Origin of the sequence: Nostoc sp. NMS4 (genome assembly GCF_017115095.1) — a bacterium.
In the GTDB taxonomy this organism is placed as follows: domain Bacteria; phylum Cyanobacteriota; class Cyanobacteriia; order Cyanobacteriales; family Nostocaceae; genus Nostoc.
In genome coordinates, this window is sequence record NZ_JABXKI010000383.1 from 13,604 (window position 1) to 33,839 (window position 20,236).

Annotated in this window: 13 protein-coding genes and 1 tRNA gene; 6 read left to right on the plus strand and 8 right to left on the minus strand. The window is 37.3% G+C overall.

Features of this window, described 5'->3' with window-relative positions; translation table 11 throughout:
• Positions 1-104: 104 nt before the first annotated feature.
• Positions 105-2,027 carry a type V CRISPR-associated protein Cas12k gene (cas12k, locus tag HWQ37_RS31845; protein WP_292754901.1) on the plus strand — a complete coding sequence of 641 codons (1,923 nt, stop codon included), beginning with the start codon at positions 105-107 and terminating at the stop codon, positions 2,025-2,027.
• 889 nt (positions 2,028-2,916) lie between these two features.
• Here the strand turns inward: cas12k and HWQ37_RS31850 are convergent.
• The 3 genes from HWQ37_RS31850 to HWQ37_RS31860 all read right to left on the minus strand — a co-directional run bounded on the left by HWQ37_RS31850 (position 2,917) and on the right by HWQ37_RS31860 (position 4,667).
• A tRNA-Ala gene (locus HWQ37_RS31850) sits at positions 2,917-2,989 on the minus strand.
• A 65-nt stretch (positions 2,990-3,054) separates the two neighbouring features.
• On the minus strand, positions 3,055-3,783 hold the full coding sequence (locus tag HWQ37_RS31855; RefSeq protein ID WP_292754904.1) for an HAD family hydrolase: 729 nt from the start codon (positions 3,781-3,783) through the stop codon (positions 3,055-3,057).
• Complete coding sequence (locus tag HWQ37_RS31860; protein ID WP_292754906.1) at positions 3,780-4,667, minus strand: class I SAM-dependent methyltransferase; 888 nt, start codon at positions 4,665-4,667, stop codon at positions 3,780-3,782. Before HWQ37_RS31860 ends, HWQ37_RS31855 begins: the two co-directional genes overlap by 4 nt.
• Before the next feature lie 276 nt (positions 4,668-4,943).
• On the opposite strand from HWQ37_RS31860, the gene HWQ37_RS31865 reads away from it, so the two are divergent.
• Complete coding sequence (locus HWQ37_RS31865; protein ID WP_292754909.1) at positions 4,944-6,125, plus strand: RtcB family protein; 1,182 nt, start codon at positions 4,944-4,946, stop codon at positions 6,123-6,125.
• Between the two features lie 166 nt (positions 6,126-6,291).
• On the opposite strand, the gene cobO is transcribed toward HWQ37_RS31865, so the two are convergent.
• Positions 6,292-6,969 (minus strand): cob(I)yrinic acid a,c-diamide adenosyltransferase, encoded by a 678-nt coding sequence (gene cobO, locus HWQ37_RS31870; RefSeq protein ID WP_292754912.1) that lies wholly within the window; start codon positions 6,967-6,969, stop codon positions 6,292-6,294.
• A 470-nt stretch (positions 6,970-7,439) separates the two neighbouring features.
• On the opposite strand from cobO, the gene HWQ37_RS31875 reads away from it, so the two are divergent.
• A complete protein-coding gene (locus HWQ37_RS31875; protein ID WP_292754914.1) occupies positions 7,440-9,350 on the plus strand; it encodes an N-6 DNA methylase in 1,911 nt (636 codons plus the stop codon).
• Here the strand turns inward: HWQ37_RS31875 and HWQ37_RS31880 are convergent.
• The 3 genes from HWQ37_RS31880 to HWQ37_RS31890 all read right to left on the minus strand — a co-directional run bounded on the left by HWQ37_RS31880 (position 9,345) and on the right by HWQ37_RS31890 (position 11,757).
• A complete protein-coding gene (locus tag HWQ37_RS31880) occupies positions 9,345-10,031 on the minus strand; it encodes a hypothetical protein (protein ID WP_292754917.1) in 687 nt (228 codons plus the stop codon). The genes HWQ37_RS31875 and HWQ37_RS31880 overlap by 6 nt on opposite strands.
• Positions 10,015-10,248: a helix-turn-helix domain-containing protein gene (locus HWQ37_RS31885; protein WP_292754920.1), complete on the minus strand. Its 234-nt coding sequence runs from the start codon at positions 10,246-10,248 to the stop codon at positions 10,015-10,017. The genes HWQ37_RS31880 and HWQ37_RS31885 overlap by 17 nt, the downstream gene beginning before the upstream one ends.
• Before the next feature lie 243 nt (positions 10,249-10,491).
• The gene (locus HWQ37_RS31890) at positions 10,492-11,757 is read right to left on the minus strand and encodes a plasmid pRiA4b ORF-3 family protein (protein WP_292754922.1); all 1,266 of its coding nucleotides are present in this window, start codon (positions 11,755-11,757) and stop codon (positions 10,492-10,494) included.
• Positions 11,758-11,951: 194 nt separating this feature from the next.
• Between HWQ37_RS31890 and HWQ37_RS31895 the strand changes: the two genes are divergently transcribed.
• The 3 genes from HWQ37_RS31895 (at position 11,952) to HWQ37_RS31905 (ending at position 19,381) form a co-directional block, all read left to right on the plus strand.
• Entirely contained in the window at positions 11,952-12,488 is a 537-nt protein-coding gene (locus HWQ37_RS31895) for a nucleotidyltransferase family protein (RefSeq protein WP_292754924.1), read from the plus strand.
• A gap of 177 nt (positions 12,489-12,665) precedes the next feature.
• Entirely contained in the window at positions 12,666-18,125 is a 5,460-nt protein-coding gene (locus HWQ37_RS31900) for a trifunctional serine/threonine-protein kinase/ATP-binding protein/sensor histidine kinase (RefSeq protein WP_292754927.1), read from the plus strand.
• 593 nt (positions 18,126-18,718) lie between these two features.
• Positions 18,719-19,381: a nuclear transport factor 2 family protein gene (locus tag HWQ37_RS31905; RefSeq protein WP_292754930.1), complete on the plus strand. Its 663-nt coding sequence runs from the start codon at positions 18,719-18,721 to the stop codon at positions 19,379-19,381.
• A gap of 165 nt (positions 19,382-19,546) precedes the next feature.
• On the opposite strand, the gene HWQ37_RS31910 is transcribed toward HWQ37_RS31905, so the two are convergent.
• Positions 19,547-19,963 carry a (2Fe-2S) ferredoxin domain-containing protein gene (locus HWQ37_RS31910; protein ID WP_292754933.1) on the minus strand — a complete coding sequence of 139 codons (417 nt, stop codon included), beginning with the start codon at positions 19,961-19,963 and terminating at the stop codon, positions 19,547-19,549.
• Positions 19,964-20,236: the final 273 nt, after the last annotated feature.

The following is a 20,236-nucleotide window of genomic DNA, read 5'->3' on the forward strand; positions in this document are numbered from 1 at the left end:
ATTTGCGTCATTGCGCTATTACGTCATTGCGCTATAATATTGTAAAGTAAAAAAACAATTAACAATCCTGTCAGTGTTACCGAATCCACAAAGCTGAGGACACCATGAGCATTATTACAATTCAATGTCGCTTGGTTGCGGAAGAAGACACTCTTCGTCAACTTTGGGAACTTATGGCTGAAAAAAATACACCACTTATCAATGAATTGTTGCTACAGGTAGGAAAGCACCCAGGATTTGAAACCTGGCTAGAAGAAGGCAAAATACCTACTGAATTACTCAAAACACTTGTTAACTCCCTCAAAACTCAAGAGCGTTTTGCTGGTCAATCTGGACGCTTTTACACCTCAGCGATCGCTTTAGTGGATTATGTATATAAATCCTGGTTTGCGTTACAAAAACGCAGAAAGTACCAAATAGAAGGGAAAGAGCGTTGGCTGAAAATGCTCAAAAGCGATCTAGAACTCGAACAAGAAAGTCAATGTAGCTTAAACGTAATTCGTACTAAAGCCACCGAAATTATTACCAAATTTACCCCCCAGTCCGAGCAGAATAGCAACCAGAAAAAGGGCAAAAAGACTAAAAAATCTACAAAGTCCAAAAAATCTTCACTTTTCCAAATTCTCTTAAACACTTACGGAGAAACAGAAGACCCTCTTACTCGTTGCGCTTTCGCATATCTGCTCAAAAATAACTGTAAAATCAGTGAACTCGACGAAGACCCAGAAGAATTTACTAGAAATAGACGCAAAAAGGAAATAGAAATTGAGCGATTAAAAGACCAACTTCAAAGCCGCATACCGAAAGGTAGAGATTTGACAGGAGAAGAGTGGTTAAAAACTTTAGAAATTGCTACAGCTAATGTAGCTCAAAATGAAAAAGAGGCAAAAGCTTGGCAAGCAGCACTTTTAAGAAAAACTGCTGATGTCCCCTTTCCTGTGGCTTACGAATCTAAAGAAGATATGACATGGTTAAAAAATGACAAAGGTCGTCTCTTTGTTCGGTTCAATGGCTTGGGAAAACTGACCTTTGAGATTTACTGTGATAAGCGTCATGTGCAGTACTTTCAACGCTTTTTAGACGATCAAGAAATTAAACGCAATAGTAAAAATCAATATTCAAGCAGTTTGTTCACTCTGCGTTCAGGGAGGCTTGCTTGGTTCCCAGGTGAGGAAAAAGGTAAAGTCTGGAAAGGAAATCAGCTAAATCTCTACTGCTCTTTAGATACTCGGATGTGGACTACTGAAGGAACTCAACAAGTAATTGAGGAGAAAGTCACAAAAATTACCAAAACTTTAACTATAGCAAAACAGAAAGATGACCTCAACGATAAACAACAAGCTTTTATCACTCGTCAGCAATCAACGCTAGATCGAATTAATAACCCTTTCCCTCGTCCCAGCAAGCCTAATTATCAAGGTCAACCCTCAATCCTAGTTGGCGTTAGTTTTGGTCTAGAAAAGCCAGTAACAGTAGCGGTGGTAGATGTTGTTAAAAATGAAGTCCTAGCTTATCGCAGTGTCAAACAACTACTTGGTGAAAACTACAATCTTCTCAATCGTCAGCGACAACAACAGCAACGCCTATCTCACGAACGGCACAAAGCTCAGAAACAGAATGCGCCAACCTCCTTTGGTGAATCAGAGTTAGGGCAATATGTAGATAGATTATTAGCAGATGCAATTATTGCGATGCCTTCGGCGAGCTTCGCTAACGCCAAAACCTATCAAGCAGACAGCATAGTTATGCCAAAACTCCGCGATATGCGTGAGCAAATCAGTAGCGAAATCCAATCCAGAGCAGAAAAGAAATGTCCTGGTTACAAGGAAGCTCAACAAAAATATGCCAAAGAATATCGTATAAGCATTCATCGCTGGAGTTACGGTCGATTAATTGAGAGTATTAAATCCCAAGCTGCAAAAGTCGGAATTTCTATTGAAATTGGTACACAGCCAATCAAAGGTACTCCACAAGAAAAAGCGGGAGATTTAGCCGTCTTTGCTTACCAAGAACGTCAAGCCGCTTAAATTTAATTCACTAATCCGAACCTAGAAAATATAATATTTTTATAACAGCGCCGCAGTTCATGCTCTTTTGAGCCAATGTTCTGTGAAAAATCTGGGTTAGTTTGGCGGTTGGAAGACCGTCATGCTTTCTGACCCTGGTAGCTGCCCGCTTCTGATGCTGCTGTCGCAAGACAGGATAGGTGCGCTCCCAGCAATAAGAAGTAAGGCTTTTAGCCATAGTCGTTATTCATAACGGTGTGGATTACCACAGTGGTGGCTACTGAATCACCCCCTTCGTCGGGGGAACCCTCCAAATATTTTTTTGGCGTGTCAAAGCGGGGGCAAAATCCCTGGAGTCCCGCCAAAACTTTAAAACCCTTATCCAGTCTTGACTTAAGAAACTAGTGTGTCAATGCATTTAGTTTTTTAATTTGCAATTCGAGACTTTTTAAGCAGACCTGCCAAATTATGTGTATGGAAAGCTTTTATAGCAAGGGTTCTAGACGGGTAGAGTTTCAACAACCATCCCAGCGAGGGGTGGGTTGAAAGTAATCTTCTTCTCTGCTAGCAAAAAACTCAATAATGGTTTCAACAACCACCCCGGCTAGGGGTAGATCGAAAAAATAAGCAATAGAAAATATGTACTCGTACTAACCAGATTTGAAAATGGTTAGTACGAGTACAACTAAGTTATTAGGAGGGTTGAAAGGAGTGCTGCGATCGAACAAATGTTAAGGAAAAATAATTTCCTTGTGGTAAATTTTACAGTTAATGACGAAAGAAGACGACGTTAATTTGCGAAAACCTAATATACTAAAATTAGTAACACAAAGTTACGAAATCGACCTTAATTGGCAAAAAGCGACATTAATTTGCGAATTCCGACATATAATTTGCGAATGTACACATATGGAGAATAACGGATTTGAACCGATGGCCTCTGCGGTGCGATCGCAGCACTCTACCAACTGAGCTAATTCCCCTTAATTGGTGCTGAGTCCAGAGTCATATCACTCATTAACTCAATACATTATCACCATAGATTATTCTAACATTCTGTTACCGATGGTTGAGGCTGTTTTTCGGAATAAATCTTCTGCACCCGGTCGAGTTCTAACTCACTGAGGTAATCAACAGTCCAGTTACAGCAGCGCTGAAGTATATGGAATGGGTATGTATTCGCTACGCCGACAACTTGCATCAGCGATCGCTTCGCCGCTTCGATACCTGCTGGAGTATCTTCAATTGCCAGACACTCCTGTGGTTGAAGATTCAATTCGGGATATTCTTTATTCAGGCGTTTTACTGCTAGCAGATAACCATCGGGTTCTGGTTTACTAGTAGCGATATCGTCACCCGCGACAATAATTTTAAAATGTTCGGCTAGTTTGGCGCGATCAAGTACCAGTTCTATTTCTTGGCGAATCGCACCACTGACTAATCCTAATTTGAGATTCCGCGATCGCACCTGAAATATTAAGTCTTCTACACCTGGATATAAAGGCAGTTTCTTTATTTTCTCTAGTTCCACCGTATAAGCTTGGGCTTTGCGGTACAGCAGCTGAGTTAAATAGTTTTCGTTGCTTACTCTACCACGATTAGCGAGTAATTGCCCAAAACAAGCGCGATCGCTGCGTCCTAAACAAGCTTGACGCTCATTCACCTTTTGGGGTTGGAGATTTTCTTCAATGAGAATCTCATCAATCAGCTGCAAGTGGATTGACTCATCGTTAATGATCACACCATTAAAATCAAAGAGAACTGCCTTTAAACTCATGCCATTATGCCAAACGCTGGAGATCCAAGTCCCTCCAAATCATTATTATCTACTGATGTGGGAGTGTACTGACGGACATTTTCGGTTGCTATTGGTTTCACGCCGCTAGTTACCTGATTTATCCACCATACATCCTGCGACCGCACGGCTTCAAATCCGGCTGCACCCATATTCGCTTCTATACTACCAGCAGCATACTCACGAATATATGGCTCCTCAAAAACCTCATTCAGCCATTTTAACTGACGCAGAGTCTTCTGATTCCCATCTAAAATTAATACTTGCCCTCCAGTTACCAGCAACCGGAAGCTTTCTTGCAGAATTGCTAAAGATACGGCATCTGGTGTTTCGTGGAATAGCAAAGAAGCTGTTACTAAGTCAAATGTTGCATCCTTAAAACCAGTTTTTTCAGCATTTCCATGTCGCCAAACTATATCTAAACCAGCATTTCTCGCTTTATCTTCTGCCCTTACCAGCATATAGGGTGATAAATCCAAACCAATAACTTCTGCTTCTGGGAAAGCCTGTTTTAACATTAAGGTAGTGGAACCTGTACCACAACCTAAATCAAGTATGCGTCGTGGTTTTACCTTCACAGCATCAACTAAAGCTTGACGGACAATACTTTCATTAGGGGGTAAAACGTATTGAGTAATCGGATCGTAGGTAACTGCTGCATCAGAGTTCAGATATCCGCCGACTACGCCGTGAAAGTTTTGACTGGTGTAGTACGACGGAATTATGACATCATCTCGTCGATAGCGATCGCTTTCTTTTTCCCAATCAATATTATCAGCGTAACGCCGTAACCCTTCCTTATCAATCAAAAGACCCACTACAGGAGATAAAAAACGTTCCCAGATTGTATCTTGACGCACTGCCATTGTGTCGTTATTTTAAGGATTATTGAGACTAAAGTATTTTTCTTTACAAATTTTAATGCATTTGCGAAATATTTGCTTTATCTGTGGCGATCGGCTTGACGTTTGCAATTTTCTGTAGTATATATGTAGTATAAACATATTACTCCTAAGAGCTTCACGAAAATTAAGCTAACCAAATGAAAGACAATACAGTATTTAAATTGCTACAACTAACTAGGTAATGGGTTATATACCCAATCCAAAATCTAAAATTTAAAATCCAAAATAGAAACAATTATGCCTTACGAAAAGTTAGAAATTACCACACCAACACCCGTTTTATCTTGGGCAAATCACTCTTTGGGTTCCGAAGAAACCAAGATGGCGAAGAATATGGCATCATTACCATTTGTGTTTAAGCACATAGCCTTAATGCCAGATGTTCACTTAGGTAAAGGTGCTTTAGTCGGTTCTGTAATTGCAACTAAAAAGGCAATTATCCCAGCTGCTGTCGGCGTGGATATTGGTTGCGGTATGAGCGCTATTAAAACAGTATTTACCGCCGAACAATTAGAAGGTAAACTGAAGAAAATCCGCTTGGATATTGAAGCAGCAATTCCGACTGGATTCAACGAAAACAAAGATGTTGAAAAGTCTGTCAGCAATTGGCAACATTGGGATGATTTTAAAGACTTGCATCGCGGTGTGCAAGACTTACAAACTAAAGCAATGAAGCAGATGGGTTCTCTCGGTGGAGGAAACCACTTTATTGAAGTGTGCCTTGATACCGATAATCAAGTTTGGTTGATGCTGCATTCTGGTTCGCGCAACATCGGCAATAAACTCGCCCAGTGTCATATTCACACAGCCAGAGAATTAGCAAAAATGGCTGGTAATAAATTGCCTGACCCAGATTTGGCTCATTTTGTCGCTGGTACGCCAGAATTCCAAGCATATTGGCACGATTTGCAATGGTCACAAAACTATGCGCGTGTCAACCGCGATGTGATGATGGCGCGTTTTAAGCACATAGTCGAAAAGCATTTAGCAGGTGGGAAGGCAACTAAACCTTTATTGCAGGTTAATTGTCATCATAATTATGCTGAAAAAGAAGTGCATTTTGATGAGGATGTTTACGTTACTCGTAAAGGTGCAGTTCGCGCTCAAATTGAAGATTATGGGATTATTCCTGGTTCGATGGGGGCAAAGTCTTTCATCGTTAAGGGTAAAGGTAATGCTCACAGTTTTTGTTCTTGTTCCCACGGTGCAGGGCGTTTAATGTCTAGAAATAAGGCAAAAAATGTCTACACACTTGATGATTTGATTGAGCAAACAAATGGTGTGGAATGTCGCAAGGATGAGGGTGTTTTAGATGAAATTCCTGGTGCTTATAAGCCGATACAAGAAGTTATGGCAAATCAAGCAGATTTGGTTGAGGTTGTAGCGACTCTCAAGCAAGTTCTTTGTGTGAAGGGATAAGTTTATCGGGTGGGTATTGAGAGATTTTATTATAAGTAATCACCCGAACTTGATATCAAGGGGTTTAAGTCCCCCACCAAATTCAAAATTTGGTGGTGCAACAATTGAATGGTGGGTCTAAATCCCCAACTCAAAGATTGCTGAATTCTGAGTTCTGAATTCTGATTTAATATTCAATTCCCGGTTGCGCTTTTACACCTTGATCGCGGAAAGGATGCTTAACTAGGGTCATTTCAGTTACTAAGTCAGCACGCTCAATTAAAGCCTGTGGTGCGCCTCTACCTGTGAGAATAACGTGCTTGTTAGCGGGTTTTTGCGCCAAACCTGCTAAAACGTCTTCTACTGGTAAGTAAGCCATTTTGAGGGCGATATTGATTTCGTCTAACAATACTAGATGAAAGTCTGGGTTGCGGATGTATTCTAATGATTTTTCCCAGGCGGCGCTAGCTTTGTCAAGATCGCGATCGCGATCTTGAGTTTCCCAGGTAAAGCCTTCGCCCATTGCGTGAAATTCTATTTGGTCTTCCCAATAGCTAAAAACCCTTTTTTCGGAAGGTTCCCAGCTACCTTTGATGAATTGAACGATCGCTACTTTATACCCATGACCGAGCGATCGCAACACCATCCCCAAAGCCGCAGTGGTTTTACCCTTACCATTACCAGTATTTACAATAATTAACCCTTTTTCTGGTACAGCTTCTGCTATGCGCTTGTCTTGCACTTCTTTGCGTCGCTGCATCTTTTTGCGGTACTGTTCATCAGTCAGAGATGAAGACATTACCTCATCAATCAAGCGCCCAATTTCTTGGTCTGGGTTCAATTCTTGCGGTGTATCGTTTTTCATCAAGCTTGTCTAGAAATAACTGTTAAAAGTGTTGAAAATGAACTGAAGTTTAGTTTCTTCTCTAATTTTACTGAAATTACATAATTCAATATATCCAGTGAGATTTTACGGAAAATATTGATACCGTGCTAGCTTTTTTAAGATCATTGGCAGAAAACTAAGTAAAACTCTATGATATACAAACTAAGCTTATAATTTGAGTTAAATATTGCTATTTTAAATAATTTAATAGGTTTATCAAGTCCTCGTGTTTTACCATTTGGACAGGCGCTCGTTAGCCAAAATCTGAGAAGCTTGTGAGATAGGTTCATTAAACCTACCCAACCCCGCCCCGAAAGCCAATCCCGTTGAGAGGAAGGCCGTTGCTATCATTTGCTAGTTTTACACTTTCTTTCGAGGATGAGAGTTTGACATAACACGATGTGTTATGATACCTATAGTCATCATAAATATATACAAAAACTAGAATTATGCAAATTGAAATTGCCTATAATAGTCATTCGGAAGTTTTCAAAAAACTTTATTATCATTTTTACTCAAACAGTAATGCAAGTCGGGCTGAACGCATTATTTCTGATCTATCCAAGATAATTTTATTTACACTTTTATGTGAAAGACACAATCTTCAGGAGGAGTTAGAAAAATTTTTGAATAACAAAGCTCCTGCAAATCAAGTGATACTTCCATTGTTAATTAAGTATTATCCTGGTGTAATTGAAGAGCATGATTTATTTGGTTTAGATGATAAGTCGATTCGAGAAGGAATAAATTTTTTATCACATCTTTCATTCAAAGATTCACCTTCTCATTCAATAGGAGATGCTTTTCAAGCTTTAATGGGCCCTCGTCTAAGAGGAGATAAGGGTCAGTTTTTTACGCCTAAAACTCTTGTACGAGCTATGGTTAGGATTATAGCTCCCGCTCCAGGCGTTAAGGTGGTTGATCCTGCTTGTGGTACTGGGGGATTTTTAACTGAAACAGCAGTTTTTTGGAGTGAGTTTGGACAAAGAAAGGGTCATCTTATAGGTCTTGATAAAGATAAAGATTTGAGCTTATTTGCAAATGCATTGCTTCAGGTTGTAGCTCCTGATAATTTTATTGTTCACAACACCAATTCACTGAATCTTTCTTATCTAGAATCTTTACCAGATTTTCTGTCACCACTAAATGCTGATGTTGTTCTTACTAATCCACCTTTTGGTGCAAAAATACCAATAAATGATTTATCAATTCTTCAACAATTTGAATTAGGTTATATTTGGGAGCGTTCTGATAAAGGATGGAAAAAAACAGAGCGATTACGTAGTATACAAGATCCACAAATATTGTTTATAGAATTATGCGTTAAACTCTTAAAAGAAAACGGTTTGATGGGTATTATTCTTCCTGAAGGAGTGTTTGGAAATGCAAATTCAGGCTATGTTTGGGACTATCTTCGCCAGAATGGACAGATATATGCATTGATTGATTGTCCACGAACTACATTTCAACCCAGTACTGATACAAAGACTAACGTTTTGTTTTTTAATAAGTTCAAAAAAAATAAAGATATAAAATTAGATAGTAATAAGGTATGGATATCTGTTGCTATTAATTGTGGTCACGATCGTCGAGGGCGCGAATTTAAAGGAAACGGTCAGCCTTTCCCAGATGACTTTGCTCTGATTTCGACTGATTGGGTTACAAAGGAGAGTCATATATGGAGTGAATCAAAAATAAGCAATCCTTATTACCTTGTACCACGCTATTATGACAAAATAACAGATACTTTACTAGAAGAGCAGGCTAAAGATTTTGGAGGAGAGTTAATAACATTCGGAGAAATGGTAAAAAAAGGATGGATTAAAATCAATAAAGGCAACGAAATCGGTTCTGACGCTTATGGAACTGGAGACATACCTTTTGTGCGAACATCAGATATAAATAATTTTGAAGTTTCAATCGATCCAACAAACTCTGTTAGTGAGGAAATTTATGATAAATATCGTAGCATTCAAGTTTTAAAACCCGGTGATATATTAATGGTCGTTGATGGAAGATATAAAATTGGAAGATGTGCGATATTGAATAAATGGAATTATTGTTGTATTGTTCAAAGTCATATTAGAATAATATCACTTACCGATAAAGCACCATTCGAGCCAATGGCTTTATTATATGTTTTAAGTTTACCTTCAGTTCAGAGAGAAATAAGAAGACTAGTATTTATTCAGTCAACATTAGGATCTCTTGGAAAACGAATACAAGAAGTTAAAGTACCGAATCCATCTTTTAATGGACAGTCTGAAGAAAGACTACAGCAGTTTGCTATTATTCTTACAAAAAGGTCTGAATTATTAAGTCAATTAACACAAATGCAGGACAGTGAGGTAGAATTATAATCTATATTCTACTCTTTGAAGGATATTATAAATCCATTTATAAAACTCATCAAGTGTTCGATTTCCTTGAGCAATATTGCATTCGCGATGTGCAAATCCAACATTATCTGGATTATGAATGCGTGGATTAGCGTGTGCTGTTTCAATATGTGCGCGTCCGCGCTTCGCTTCATCAAATAAAGAAAAAGAAAGATAATCCTTACAAATAATACATTTTGTACTTCCGAATAATATTATACCAAAGCGACTTTCAAGATAAAAACTAATTGATTGTGGTGGAGTAGGAGCATCTCTCATTTGGTAAACTAGCAATGTTAGCTTGGCAGCAACGTTCATACAATCTTCATATGTAGCTGCTTTCTCTCGTAATTTTGCTTGTACACCAGGTTTTAGCACAGATATATTGACTCTGTATTTTTCCAGTAATTCTTGTTCGTCAAGCAGCATAGCCCATCGGTCTATTCTGTTGGGGCCAGCATCTTCACTTTTCCAAGCTGCTCCTGTGGTTTTAGTCGCATCCCTTTTAATCTTGTTAGCTACTCGGGGAGCAACAGAATTCAGATGGAAGAGATATGGAAACTCTTCGCATGAACCTATGTGTCCATCCTCCTTATAACAACATCTGGTAATAACTCCTTTTCCTAGCAAACGTGTTTGAATCGGTTTACAGCAAAGTTTCATCGTTCTCGGTATCCAAGCATTGAAGTAACTCACTTGGTTTGCAATGCAACGTTATAGCCAAAACAATAATATTCATCAAGGACACATTTCGCTCACCCCGCTCAATACTACCTATATACGTGCGATGGAGATTGGCTTGAGCTGCTAGGGCTTCTTGAGAAAGACCCAAAGCCATACGCCGCCTACGAACTTCTTGTCCAAATTTTTTTAAATGCACGTTTTCTTGCAACCCAATTAAACAATTAATATTGCAATGTTGACTATAATGCTACAGACTATAAGTAGCAATAAGTTTCTATTTTTAGACTCTAGTTAAATCACTTTACTAAGAAAATTTTATCTTTTCCTTCGACAGGTCAGTTGGGTAGGATAAAGATTATCATTTCATCACTTATTTAGAAATTTACATTGGTTTTACTATGGGTACTTATTTAGAAATTTAGTTACTAAAATTGTATAATTACTCTCCCTCCTCCTCATCTTCATCCTCACTCCAATACTGTTGAGGTGCGTTTCCGTGAACTTCTAAAATCTTTGGTTTCTTGATTTTGTTATCAGGTGGATTAATTGCTTCTAATTGCACATCAAATTTCCAGTTGTCACCAAAATCATAAAGATAGGTCATTTTACCACCCGGTTCTAAAGACAAATCACCAATCTGCACTTGGTCGGCAAATGGGGGTGTTTCCATATAGGCATGACCGATTTTTATGATGCGACCAAAATGGTCTTTATAACTAAACTCGTACAGGTGATCGTAATCAAAATCAAAAGCATCGAGAATTATCTCTGCTAGCCAGCTTAATGGTTTTTTTGCTGGTATAGCAATGCGTCGCCAAGCCTTAAAAAGGGATACTTTGAAAATATAAATACCATCGGTGAAGCCTTGTTTAGGAACAAATAAATTATGTTCCCATTCAGGAAAAAATGGTTGAAGATGTGACTGCAATTTTCCAAAGTTTACATTTACATCATCCTGTAATTCTCCTCGTATACCCAATGGAAAGAGTAATTGCAACAAAGCATCACCAAAGGGTAAGCGTTGTAAACTAGTAATGCGCCACCCCTTACCTTCTTGTGGTTTTCCATGTTTTATAGATAAAAATCCAAATAACTCTAACAGGGCAATATTATGTAGTCCTGGGTAATAACTAATATCGTGTTGATCTTCATATTTAGGAAAATTTAAACCTTTATCTGGGACGCGAGTCCAAAGTTGAATACATCTAAATAAATTCCCTAATGAATCTTGATGTTCACCCAAAATTTCGTTATTTCCCCAAATTAACCAGGCTTCTAATAAGTTGAAATAACGTTCTGTTAAGTTCAAGTTTGACCATGATTGCAAAGTTGTTTCGTCTAAAACTAAAACCTGCTTTTTTCCTTGGGATCTAATTTGGGCTATTCCAGAACTGCGTAATAACAGATATAGTCCATTAATGTAGGGGTATGATTTCTGTACGGGGCGTTTGAGTTTAGTTTCAATTGGGTGACTTAACCGAGAATTAACTTCTGATAGAACTTTTAGCGGTAGAAGGTTATTAACATTACTAACTTCCACTCCATTTGGTTGTAAAAAATCTATCAGAGTTTGAAAGTCATGCAGAATCGTACCGGGTTGATTTTTATCAATACTGAGTTCTTGTAGGAGTTGTTGTTGTGACTCTGTTATAGAAGGCAGTTCAGGATTGAGTGTACGTTCTAGTCGCGCAAATAAATCTTCCATAAATAAAAATTCTAAATTCTAAATTCACAATTTAACCTTATGTGTAACCTGTTTTCTTTATACTATGACTTCAGCAGTTACCCTCAAAAAGATTGGCTTGCAAAGTGTCACAACAGGACTATCAACACCGTAAGTTTGATGAAATGTGAATGATAATATTTTCACCTTCTACTTGACAATCCCAGGAATTTGATATGAATAGTAACACTCGCCTACAGATGATTTTAGCTGATACACGTATTAATACAGTATTACCTGCGATCGCTCAACTAAATCTACCTAACTGGTGGTTAGCAGGGGGTGCAGTCCGAAACACCGTTTGGTCTTCAATTTTTGGCGAGAATTGTGGCTTGGTAATTAAAGATTTTGATATTGCATTCTTTGATATAGAGGGGAACCGTTCTCAAGAACTAGCAGCAAAGGCGACTCTCACAGAACAATTTCCTCATGACGAGTTTGATGTCAAAAATCAAGCCAGTTTTGCTCGTTGGCGACTTGGCAGCAGACCTTACAATAATACAGAAGATGCGATCGCGGATTGGCTACACACCGCCACTGCTGTGGGAGTTAAACTAGATACCCAAGGACAATGGCAATTTTTCACACCCTACGGTTTGGATGACCTATTTGGTGGCATTATTCGACCTACGCCAACGCATACTCATAATTTGGATGCCCATAATAAGGCTTCTGGTTTTTTACAGAAGTGTCCTTATCTGCGGTTGGCGTAAAAATTACAGCCAGATTTTAGCCAACTACTTTCCATCACAAGGGAATAATCGCTTTCTAATCTACAACCCTTGGGTACGAAATCCCAGTGTTAATATTTTTATCTCGCTGGGAATAATTAAACTAGAACCCCTTTAACGGGGGTGATGCTAATTTTATAACTTTATAGTCAAAAATCAATGCCAAATCGTACTGGATACCAAATCAACTCGACTCTCCACGAAGGAATCCAAACAATTATTTATCAAGCACAAAGGCCAAAGACACAACAGCGAGTTATCCTCAAGCTGCTTAAAAATGAATATCCGACTCTCGAAGCCTTTACTCGAATTAAAAATGAGTATCAAATTCAGCAAGGTCTAGACCATCCCAATATAGTTAAAGCTATCAGTCTAGAAACCTTTGAAAATCGTGTGGGACTGTTGTTAGAAGACTTTGGTGGTCAGTCTTTAACTCAACTGCTACAAATAGAAAAACTTGACTTAATTAACTATTTAAAAATTGCTATTCAACTGACTAAAGCCTTAGATTATTTGCATAAGCAGCAGATTATTCATAAAGATATAAAACCTAGTAACATCATTATTAACTCTCAGACAGGTGTTGTTAAACTCACTGACTTTGGTATAGCCTCCCGCCTCAATAAAGAAAATCCCCAATTTAATAACCCTAACTGCGTTGAAGGCACACTTGCCTATATGTCTCCTGAACAAACCGGGAGAATGAATCGCATTCTTGATTATCGCACTGACTTTTACTCTCTTGGTGTGACTTTATATGAAATGCTCACTGATAAAACACCATTTTTTAGTCAAGATCCCTTAGAAATAGTTTATAGTCACATTGCCGTTCAAGCAATAAACCCACAGTCTTTAAATTCACAAATTCCTACCGCCATCTCGGAAATTGTGATGAAGCTGATGGCAAAAAATGCGGAAGATAGATATCAAAGTGCTACAGGATTATTAGCAGATTTAGAATTATGTTTCAATCAGTTAAAAACTAAGGGAATTATTACTGATTTTGTTCCAGGTCGTTTGGATATATTGAGCCAATTATTAATTCCTCAAAAATTATATGGTCGTGAAGAACAAGTTAATGAACTTTTAGCTGCATTTGAGCGAGTTGCTAACCCCCCTGAATCCCCCCTTACCAAGGGGGGACTAAGGGGGGTAGAAATGATGCTAGTTTCTGGTTATTCGGGGATTGGCAAATCAGTTCTAGTCAATGAAGTTAATAAACCCATTACTCGGAGACAAGGGTACTTTATTTCTGGTAAATTTGACCAGCTAAAACGTAATATACCTTATGCTTCTTTAATTCAAGCTTTTGCATATTTAATGCGGTATTTGTTAACCGAGAATAATGAAAAAATAGAAATATGGCGTAGTAAAATACTATCAGCTTTAGGAACAAATGGAAAAGTTATAACTGACGTAATTCCAGAAGTAGAATTAATCATTGGTACACAGGCGGAAGTTGCCCAAATTGGTGCAACCGAATCACAAAACCGCTTCAATCATGTTTTTAAAGAGTTTATCCAAGTTTTTACTCAAAAAGAACACCCCTTAGTCATCTTTTTAGATGATTTACAATGGGCAGATTCAGCCACATTAAATCTAATCCAACTGCTTATAACTGATACAGATAGCAAATATTTTTTATTTATTGGGGCATATAGAGATAATGAAGTTACTCCGGCACATCCTTTAATCCAAAAAATAGAAGAGATTAAGAATAGTGGCACAGTTGTTAATAATCTTGTCTTGCAACCTTTAAATTTAGATAATGTCACTCAGCTAGTTGCTGAAACTCTTCAAGAAACAGAGATTAAGCAGGATGAAGAAACCGGAGTATTTGATAATAAAATTATTAAACTAGCTGAGTTAATTTGTAATAAAACAGGTGGAAATCCATTTTTCATAACACAACTAATTCAGGTACTTTATCAAGAAAAGCTCTTAAAATTTGACTTTACCAATGCCAAATGGCAATGGAGTTTAGAAGATATACAAGCAATTGGAATTACCGATAAAAATGTAGTTGAGTTAGTTGCCAGTAGAGTTGAAAAACTACCAAAGCTCACTCAAGAGGTTTTAAAACTAGCAGCTTGTGTGGGTGACAGATTTAGTTTGGATGTTTTATCGATAGTCAATGAAAAATCACCTTCTTTGACAGCAAATGATTTACACTCGGCTTTGCAAGCGGGATTAATTCTACCTTTAAGTGAAGCTTACCGCATTCCTTTAGTTTTTAATCAAGAAGAAGCAGTTAATTTAAATTTTGATACTTCACGAGTAGGTTATAAGTTCTTACATGACAGAGTACAACAAGCAGCATATTCGTTGATTCCAGAAGAACTCAAGAAATCAACTCACCTGAAAATTGGGCAATTGCTTCTACAAAATATACCTAAAGAGGAAATAGAAGCTAATATTTTTGATATCGTTAATCAGTTGAATGTAGGTATTGTTAATCTGAGAGAGCAATCTGAAAAAACTGAATTGGCACGATTAAATTTAATTGCTGGACGAAAAGCTAAAGCTTCTACAGCTTACGAAGCGGCTCTTAAATATTTCACAAATGGAATAGAACTTTTAAATATAGAAGCTTGGCAAAATGAATATAGCTTAACTATCGGTTTATATGAAGGAGCCGCAGAGGTAGCCTATCTGAGTGGTGATTTTGAGCAGATGCAAAAATTGGCTGAGGTGGTGCAGCAAGAAGCCAAAATTCTTTTAGATAAAGTGAAAGTCTATGAAGTACAAATTATCGCTTGTATCATTCAAAGCAAGCAATTGGAAGCCATTCAGATAGCAGTATCAATTCTGCAATTGTTAGGAATAAGTTTTCCAGATGAGCCGACATCAACTGATATTCAGCAGGGGATGGATGAAATTGCTACTTCTTTGAAAGGAAAAGCGATCGCAGATTTAATTAACTTACCATTAATGACTGATTCTAACAAGATTGCAGCTATGAGAATCTTAATGGGAGTTCTCCCTGCGGCTTTTCAAACTGCACCTGCAATGATGCCAATTATTGTTTGTAAAATGGTCAATTTGTCCTTAAGTTATGGCAATACGGCTGTATCTGCCTATGGTTATAGTCTTTATGGATTACTTCTTTGTGGAGTTCAAGGAGAAATTGATTCTGGCTATGAATTTGGCAAATTAGCTTCACGTCTGGTGTCACAATTTAATGCTGAAGAACTTAAGGCTAAGATTTTAACGGTTGTTAGCGCTCATGTTATGCATTGGAAAGAGCATATTAGAGAGACATTAACATCATCAATGTCAGGATATTCTAGTGGTCTGGAAACTGGAGATTTAGAATATGCTGGTTATTGTGGTTACATTTATCCCTATCATTCATTTTGGCTGGGTAAGGAACTTTGGGTTTTAGAAAAAGAACTGATAGCTTATTGTGATTCGCTGAAAAAAATCAAGCAACAAGTAGCTTTCACTTGGAACTCAGTGTATTTACAAACGGTTCTAAACTTGAAAGGAAGTTTTGAAAATGTGGACTGTTTAATTGGAGAAGCATACGACGAACAAATTATGCTGCCAATTCATCAGCAAGTAAATGACCTTTACACAATTAATCATTTATTTGTTAATAAGCTAATGCTCTCTTACATATTTGGGGAGTATTTTAAAGCTGTAGAAAATGCTGCGATCGCAGAAAAATCTTTAGGTGGTGTTACAGGCTTATTTGTGGTTCCACTGTTCTACTTTTACGATTCTTTAGCACACTTGGCTATATATCATACTACTAAAGAGTCTGAGAAGCAAGCTATTCTGGAAAAAGTTCAAGCTAATCAGCAAAAAATGGAACTCTGGGCGACTCATGCTCCCACGAATCACTTACATAGATTTTATCTCGTGGAGGCAGAACGTTATCAGGTTTTGGGTCAAAAGCTGGAAGCAATGGACTACTATGAAAACTCCATTGCCAAATCCCAAGAAAACGGTTTTCTCAAAGAAGAGGCTTTAGCTTATGAGTTAGCTGGAAAATTTTATCAGTCTCTAGGTAAAGAATTAATTCATCAAACTTATATAACGAAAGCCTATTATGCCTATATTCGTTGGGGTGCGATCGCTAAAGTTAAACACTTAGAATCAAAGTATGTTTTTCTACTAGCACAAACTAATACTATAGAAAATACTACTTCAAAAATAGAGACAATTCATCTTACCACTAACACGACTACCAATAGCAGCTTGAGTGATTTTTTAGATTTTAATGCATTCATCAAGTTTTCACAAGCGATTACCAATGAAATTGTTTTAGAAAACTTATTAGGCAAACTGATCAAAATTTTACTAGAAAATGCTGCCGCCCAAAAAGCAGTACTACTCTTAATTAAAGATAACCGCCTTTATATCGAAGCTTCGGGAAATGCTGCTGACAATCTGGTGACAGTTTTACGCTCCATTCCGGTTGAAACATATCAGGATTTACCACTTTCGGTAATTAATTATGTTTTTAGAACTCAGCAATATCTTGTATTAAATGATGCGATAATTACAGAACCTTTTAACTTTGATGTCTATATTCAGAAATCTCAAACAAAATCAATCTTTTGTTTGCCAATTATGTACCAATCACAGCTTACTGGTATTATTTATTTAGAAAATCAGTTATCATCAGGAGCTTTTGTTCCAGAAAGGGTAGAGGTACTAAAAGTCTTAGTTTCTCAAATGGCTATTGCCATAGAAAATGCCAGTTTGTACACAAGAGCGCAAGAAAAATCTAGTGAATTAGAAGAATCTATCAAAGATTTACAAGAGGCTCAACTACAACTTATTCAAAGTGAAAAAATGTCTTCTTTAGGAAATTTGGTTGCAGGTGTAGCACACGAAATAAACAACCCCATTGCTTTTATTACAGGCAGTATTGTCCAAGCCAAAGATATTGTTAAAGATTTAATAGACTATTTGCAAATGTATCGAGAAAAATTTCCCAATCCTGGTATAGAAATTGAAGAAAAAGCTGAAGAAATAGATATAGATTTCTTACTAAAAGATTTGCCCAAAATGATTGATGGTATGACGGTAGGTACACAGCGAATCCGTAATATTAGTACCTCTCTTCGTACTTTTTCCCGCGCTGATACTACCTCAAAAGTATTAGCTAATATCCATGAAGGTATTGATAGTACTTTGATGATTTTACAACATCGTCTAAAAGCCGATAGCAATCGCCCCAGCATTAAAATAATTAAAAACTATGCATACATCCCACCAGTAAAATGCTATTTGGGACAATTGAATCAAGTTTTTATGAATATTATTGCAAATGCAATTGATGCTTTAGAAGAAGCAAATAGTGGGCGTAGTTTTTTAGAAATTCAAGAAAATTATCCAAATATTATTACTATTGATACTTATCTACTTGTAGATAATGAAAAAGTAGTAATTAAGATTCAAGATAATGCAAAAGGAATGACTGAAGAAGTTAAAAAATGCATTTTTGATAATTTATTTACTACCAAATGTGTAGGAAAAGGTACGGGATTAGGATTATCTATAAGTCGGCAAATTATAGTGGAAAATCATGGTGGAAATTTGATTTGTGAATCAGTCTTAGGACAAGGAACGCAATTTATAATTTCTATTCCCATTTTGGGAGAATAAGAGACTATAGTTTTCTCGGTAGATTTCCGACTTCTCAAAGAAGTTGAGGACTTTATCATGCAATACAGTTCAGAAAAACATTTCTTTCTTCTCTTCTTTCTCTTCTTTCTCTTCCTTCGCGTCCTTCTCTTCGAGACACTTCGTGAACGCGTCCTTTGCGGTTCGTTAAAAAAATATCACTTTGATAAAGGTAAAGCCTTAACTGAACCATATTGCTTTATCACGAATCTTGCAGAATTGCTATAGTAATTCTATTTGATTTCGGAAACTTGGTAAACTAAAATTCATTTTGCTGTGATTCAAACTATGTAAGTAGTAACTTTATTACTTAATCAAATCAACACAAACTTAGTTGCAATTAACACTTGTAACTTACTAATTAACTGTTATAACTAATTGTATACATCAAATCTTGTACATACTGGCTTTATAGTTTACTAGAAAAGAGATTTTCTAGCGGATATAAAATGTAATTGCTAGCAAAATCTACAACCATTTTAGCTAAATTTTATGAGCTAAAATTATTAGCCAAAACTTGAGTTTTTGGTAAAGTACAAGATGCGAAAATTGTAAATAATTAAGGGAGTCATCTTGTGGAAAAAAGAAGAGAAAATGGGGGAATAGTTTCAAAGGCTATTTCGTTTCTGTTAAATCGGATAACTTTGATTGTGCTTGCAGTCACTCTTGTGCTGTTTGTTGGAGGTAAGTTTGAGGTAGCAAGTGCAGCTCAACCTAACGCAGAGCTAGAAATTCAAAAATTAACATCCTGTTACGCTCTGGGAACTGATGCTATTGGTAGAGGAAATCTCCAAGAAGGAAAGAATATTTATCGGGATTGTTTTACCCAAGATGCAGTTCTCACTGCCATTTTTCCTGATGGGGCAACTCAAACAAATTATGGGACAGATTCTTGGGCAGATTTTGTTTATTCAGTATTCCAAGGAAATGGTTATACAGCTACTCAACACTTGATGGGTACAATAAACATTTCAGTTCAAAATAATCAAGCAACGATGACTTCTTACCTCCATGCGACTCACAAACGTTCGGAAACTAGCATTGATGTCGCTAATGGCACTTATGAAGATCAAGTTGTTAACAAAAATGGGCGCTGGAAAATTCGTAATCGGACTTTAAAACTCATCGATTTCTTAAATCTCAGTTCCCCAACTACTGCTTCTTCAAGCACTAATGCCCGAAGCGCTAATTCCTCAGCTACCTTTATAAGACCAAGTATACCTCATTTAAAAGAATAATTATTCAGACCGGAATTGCACTAATACGGCTTGGATAAGTATTTTTTACCTCCCTTATAAACTGGGAAAATGCAAGGAGTGAATTCAACTATTCACCCCTTTTTTATTTGTTATATAACCGAAGTTTGGCATTCAAGAATTTTAAGCTTTAGCAACCCTTTTAATTCAGCCTTGATTCTGTTTGATGTATGAATAGAGAAGTTGGCGATCGCGCCGAGGATTTACAATTAAACATGGGCTATTTCCGTGACTTCCATTACTTACAATCACCACGGTAATGCCGGATTTTGGACAAATCCCTAAACAACTGGTGCTAACGACCCGAAATTCACCCCATAATCCCTCAAATTTTAAACGCGATTTCAACCAATTCTCTAAGTCTTCGGAAGCGGTTGAGCCTAACTGCTCGTTTGCACATTGCGAACACACAAGCACCAAACCAGATTCCCATCGGGGAGAAAGGGTTGGAATAGAAGTTTCTAATTGAGAATTTATTAGGGGCGATGGTTGCTGAAAATTGGATGCAGACCTCTTGAGGATACGTTTGAGTAATGCTTTGATACGTTGGAGCAATTTCTTCATGGACAACCCCGCCTATTTCTCTGACAGGATAGTGTAAATTTCCTGTTTAGTCTGTTCTAGTAGAACCCTCAAGAAATGCGGGCGTGTAATGAATTGCGACGAATTATCGAGAGAGCTTTGCTTGTCAGATATCCATTAGACTTATCAGCCTCCGCTCCTGACTCCTGAATTATTTCTTATTAAAGTAGTAATTATTACTAATCATTACTAATGATTTCGGTTCTTGCGTTACTTTTATGGAAAATTAATACTAAAGTGCCAGTTTAATAAACT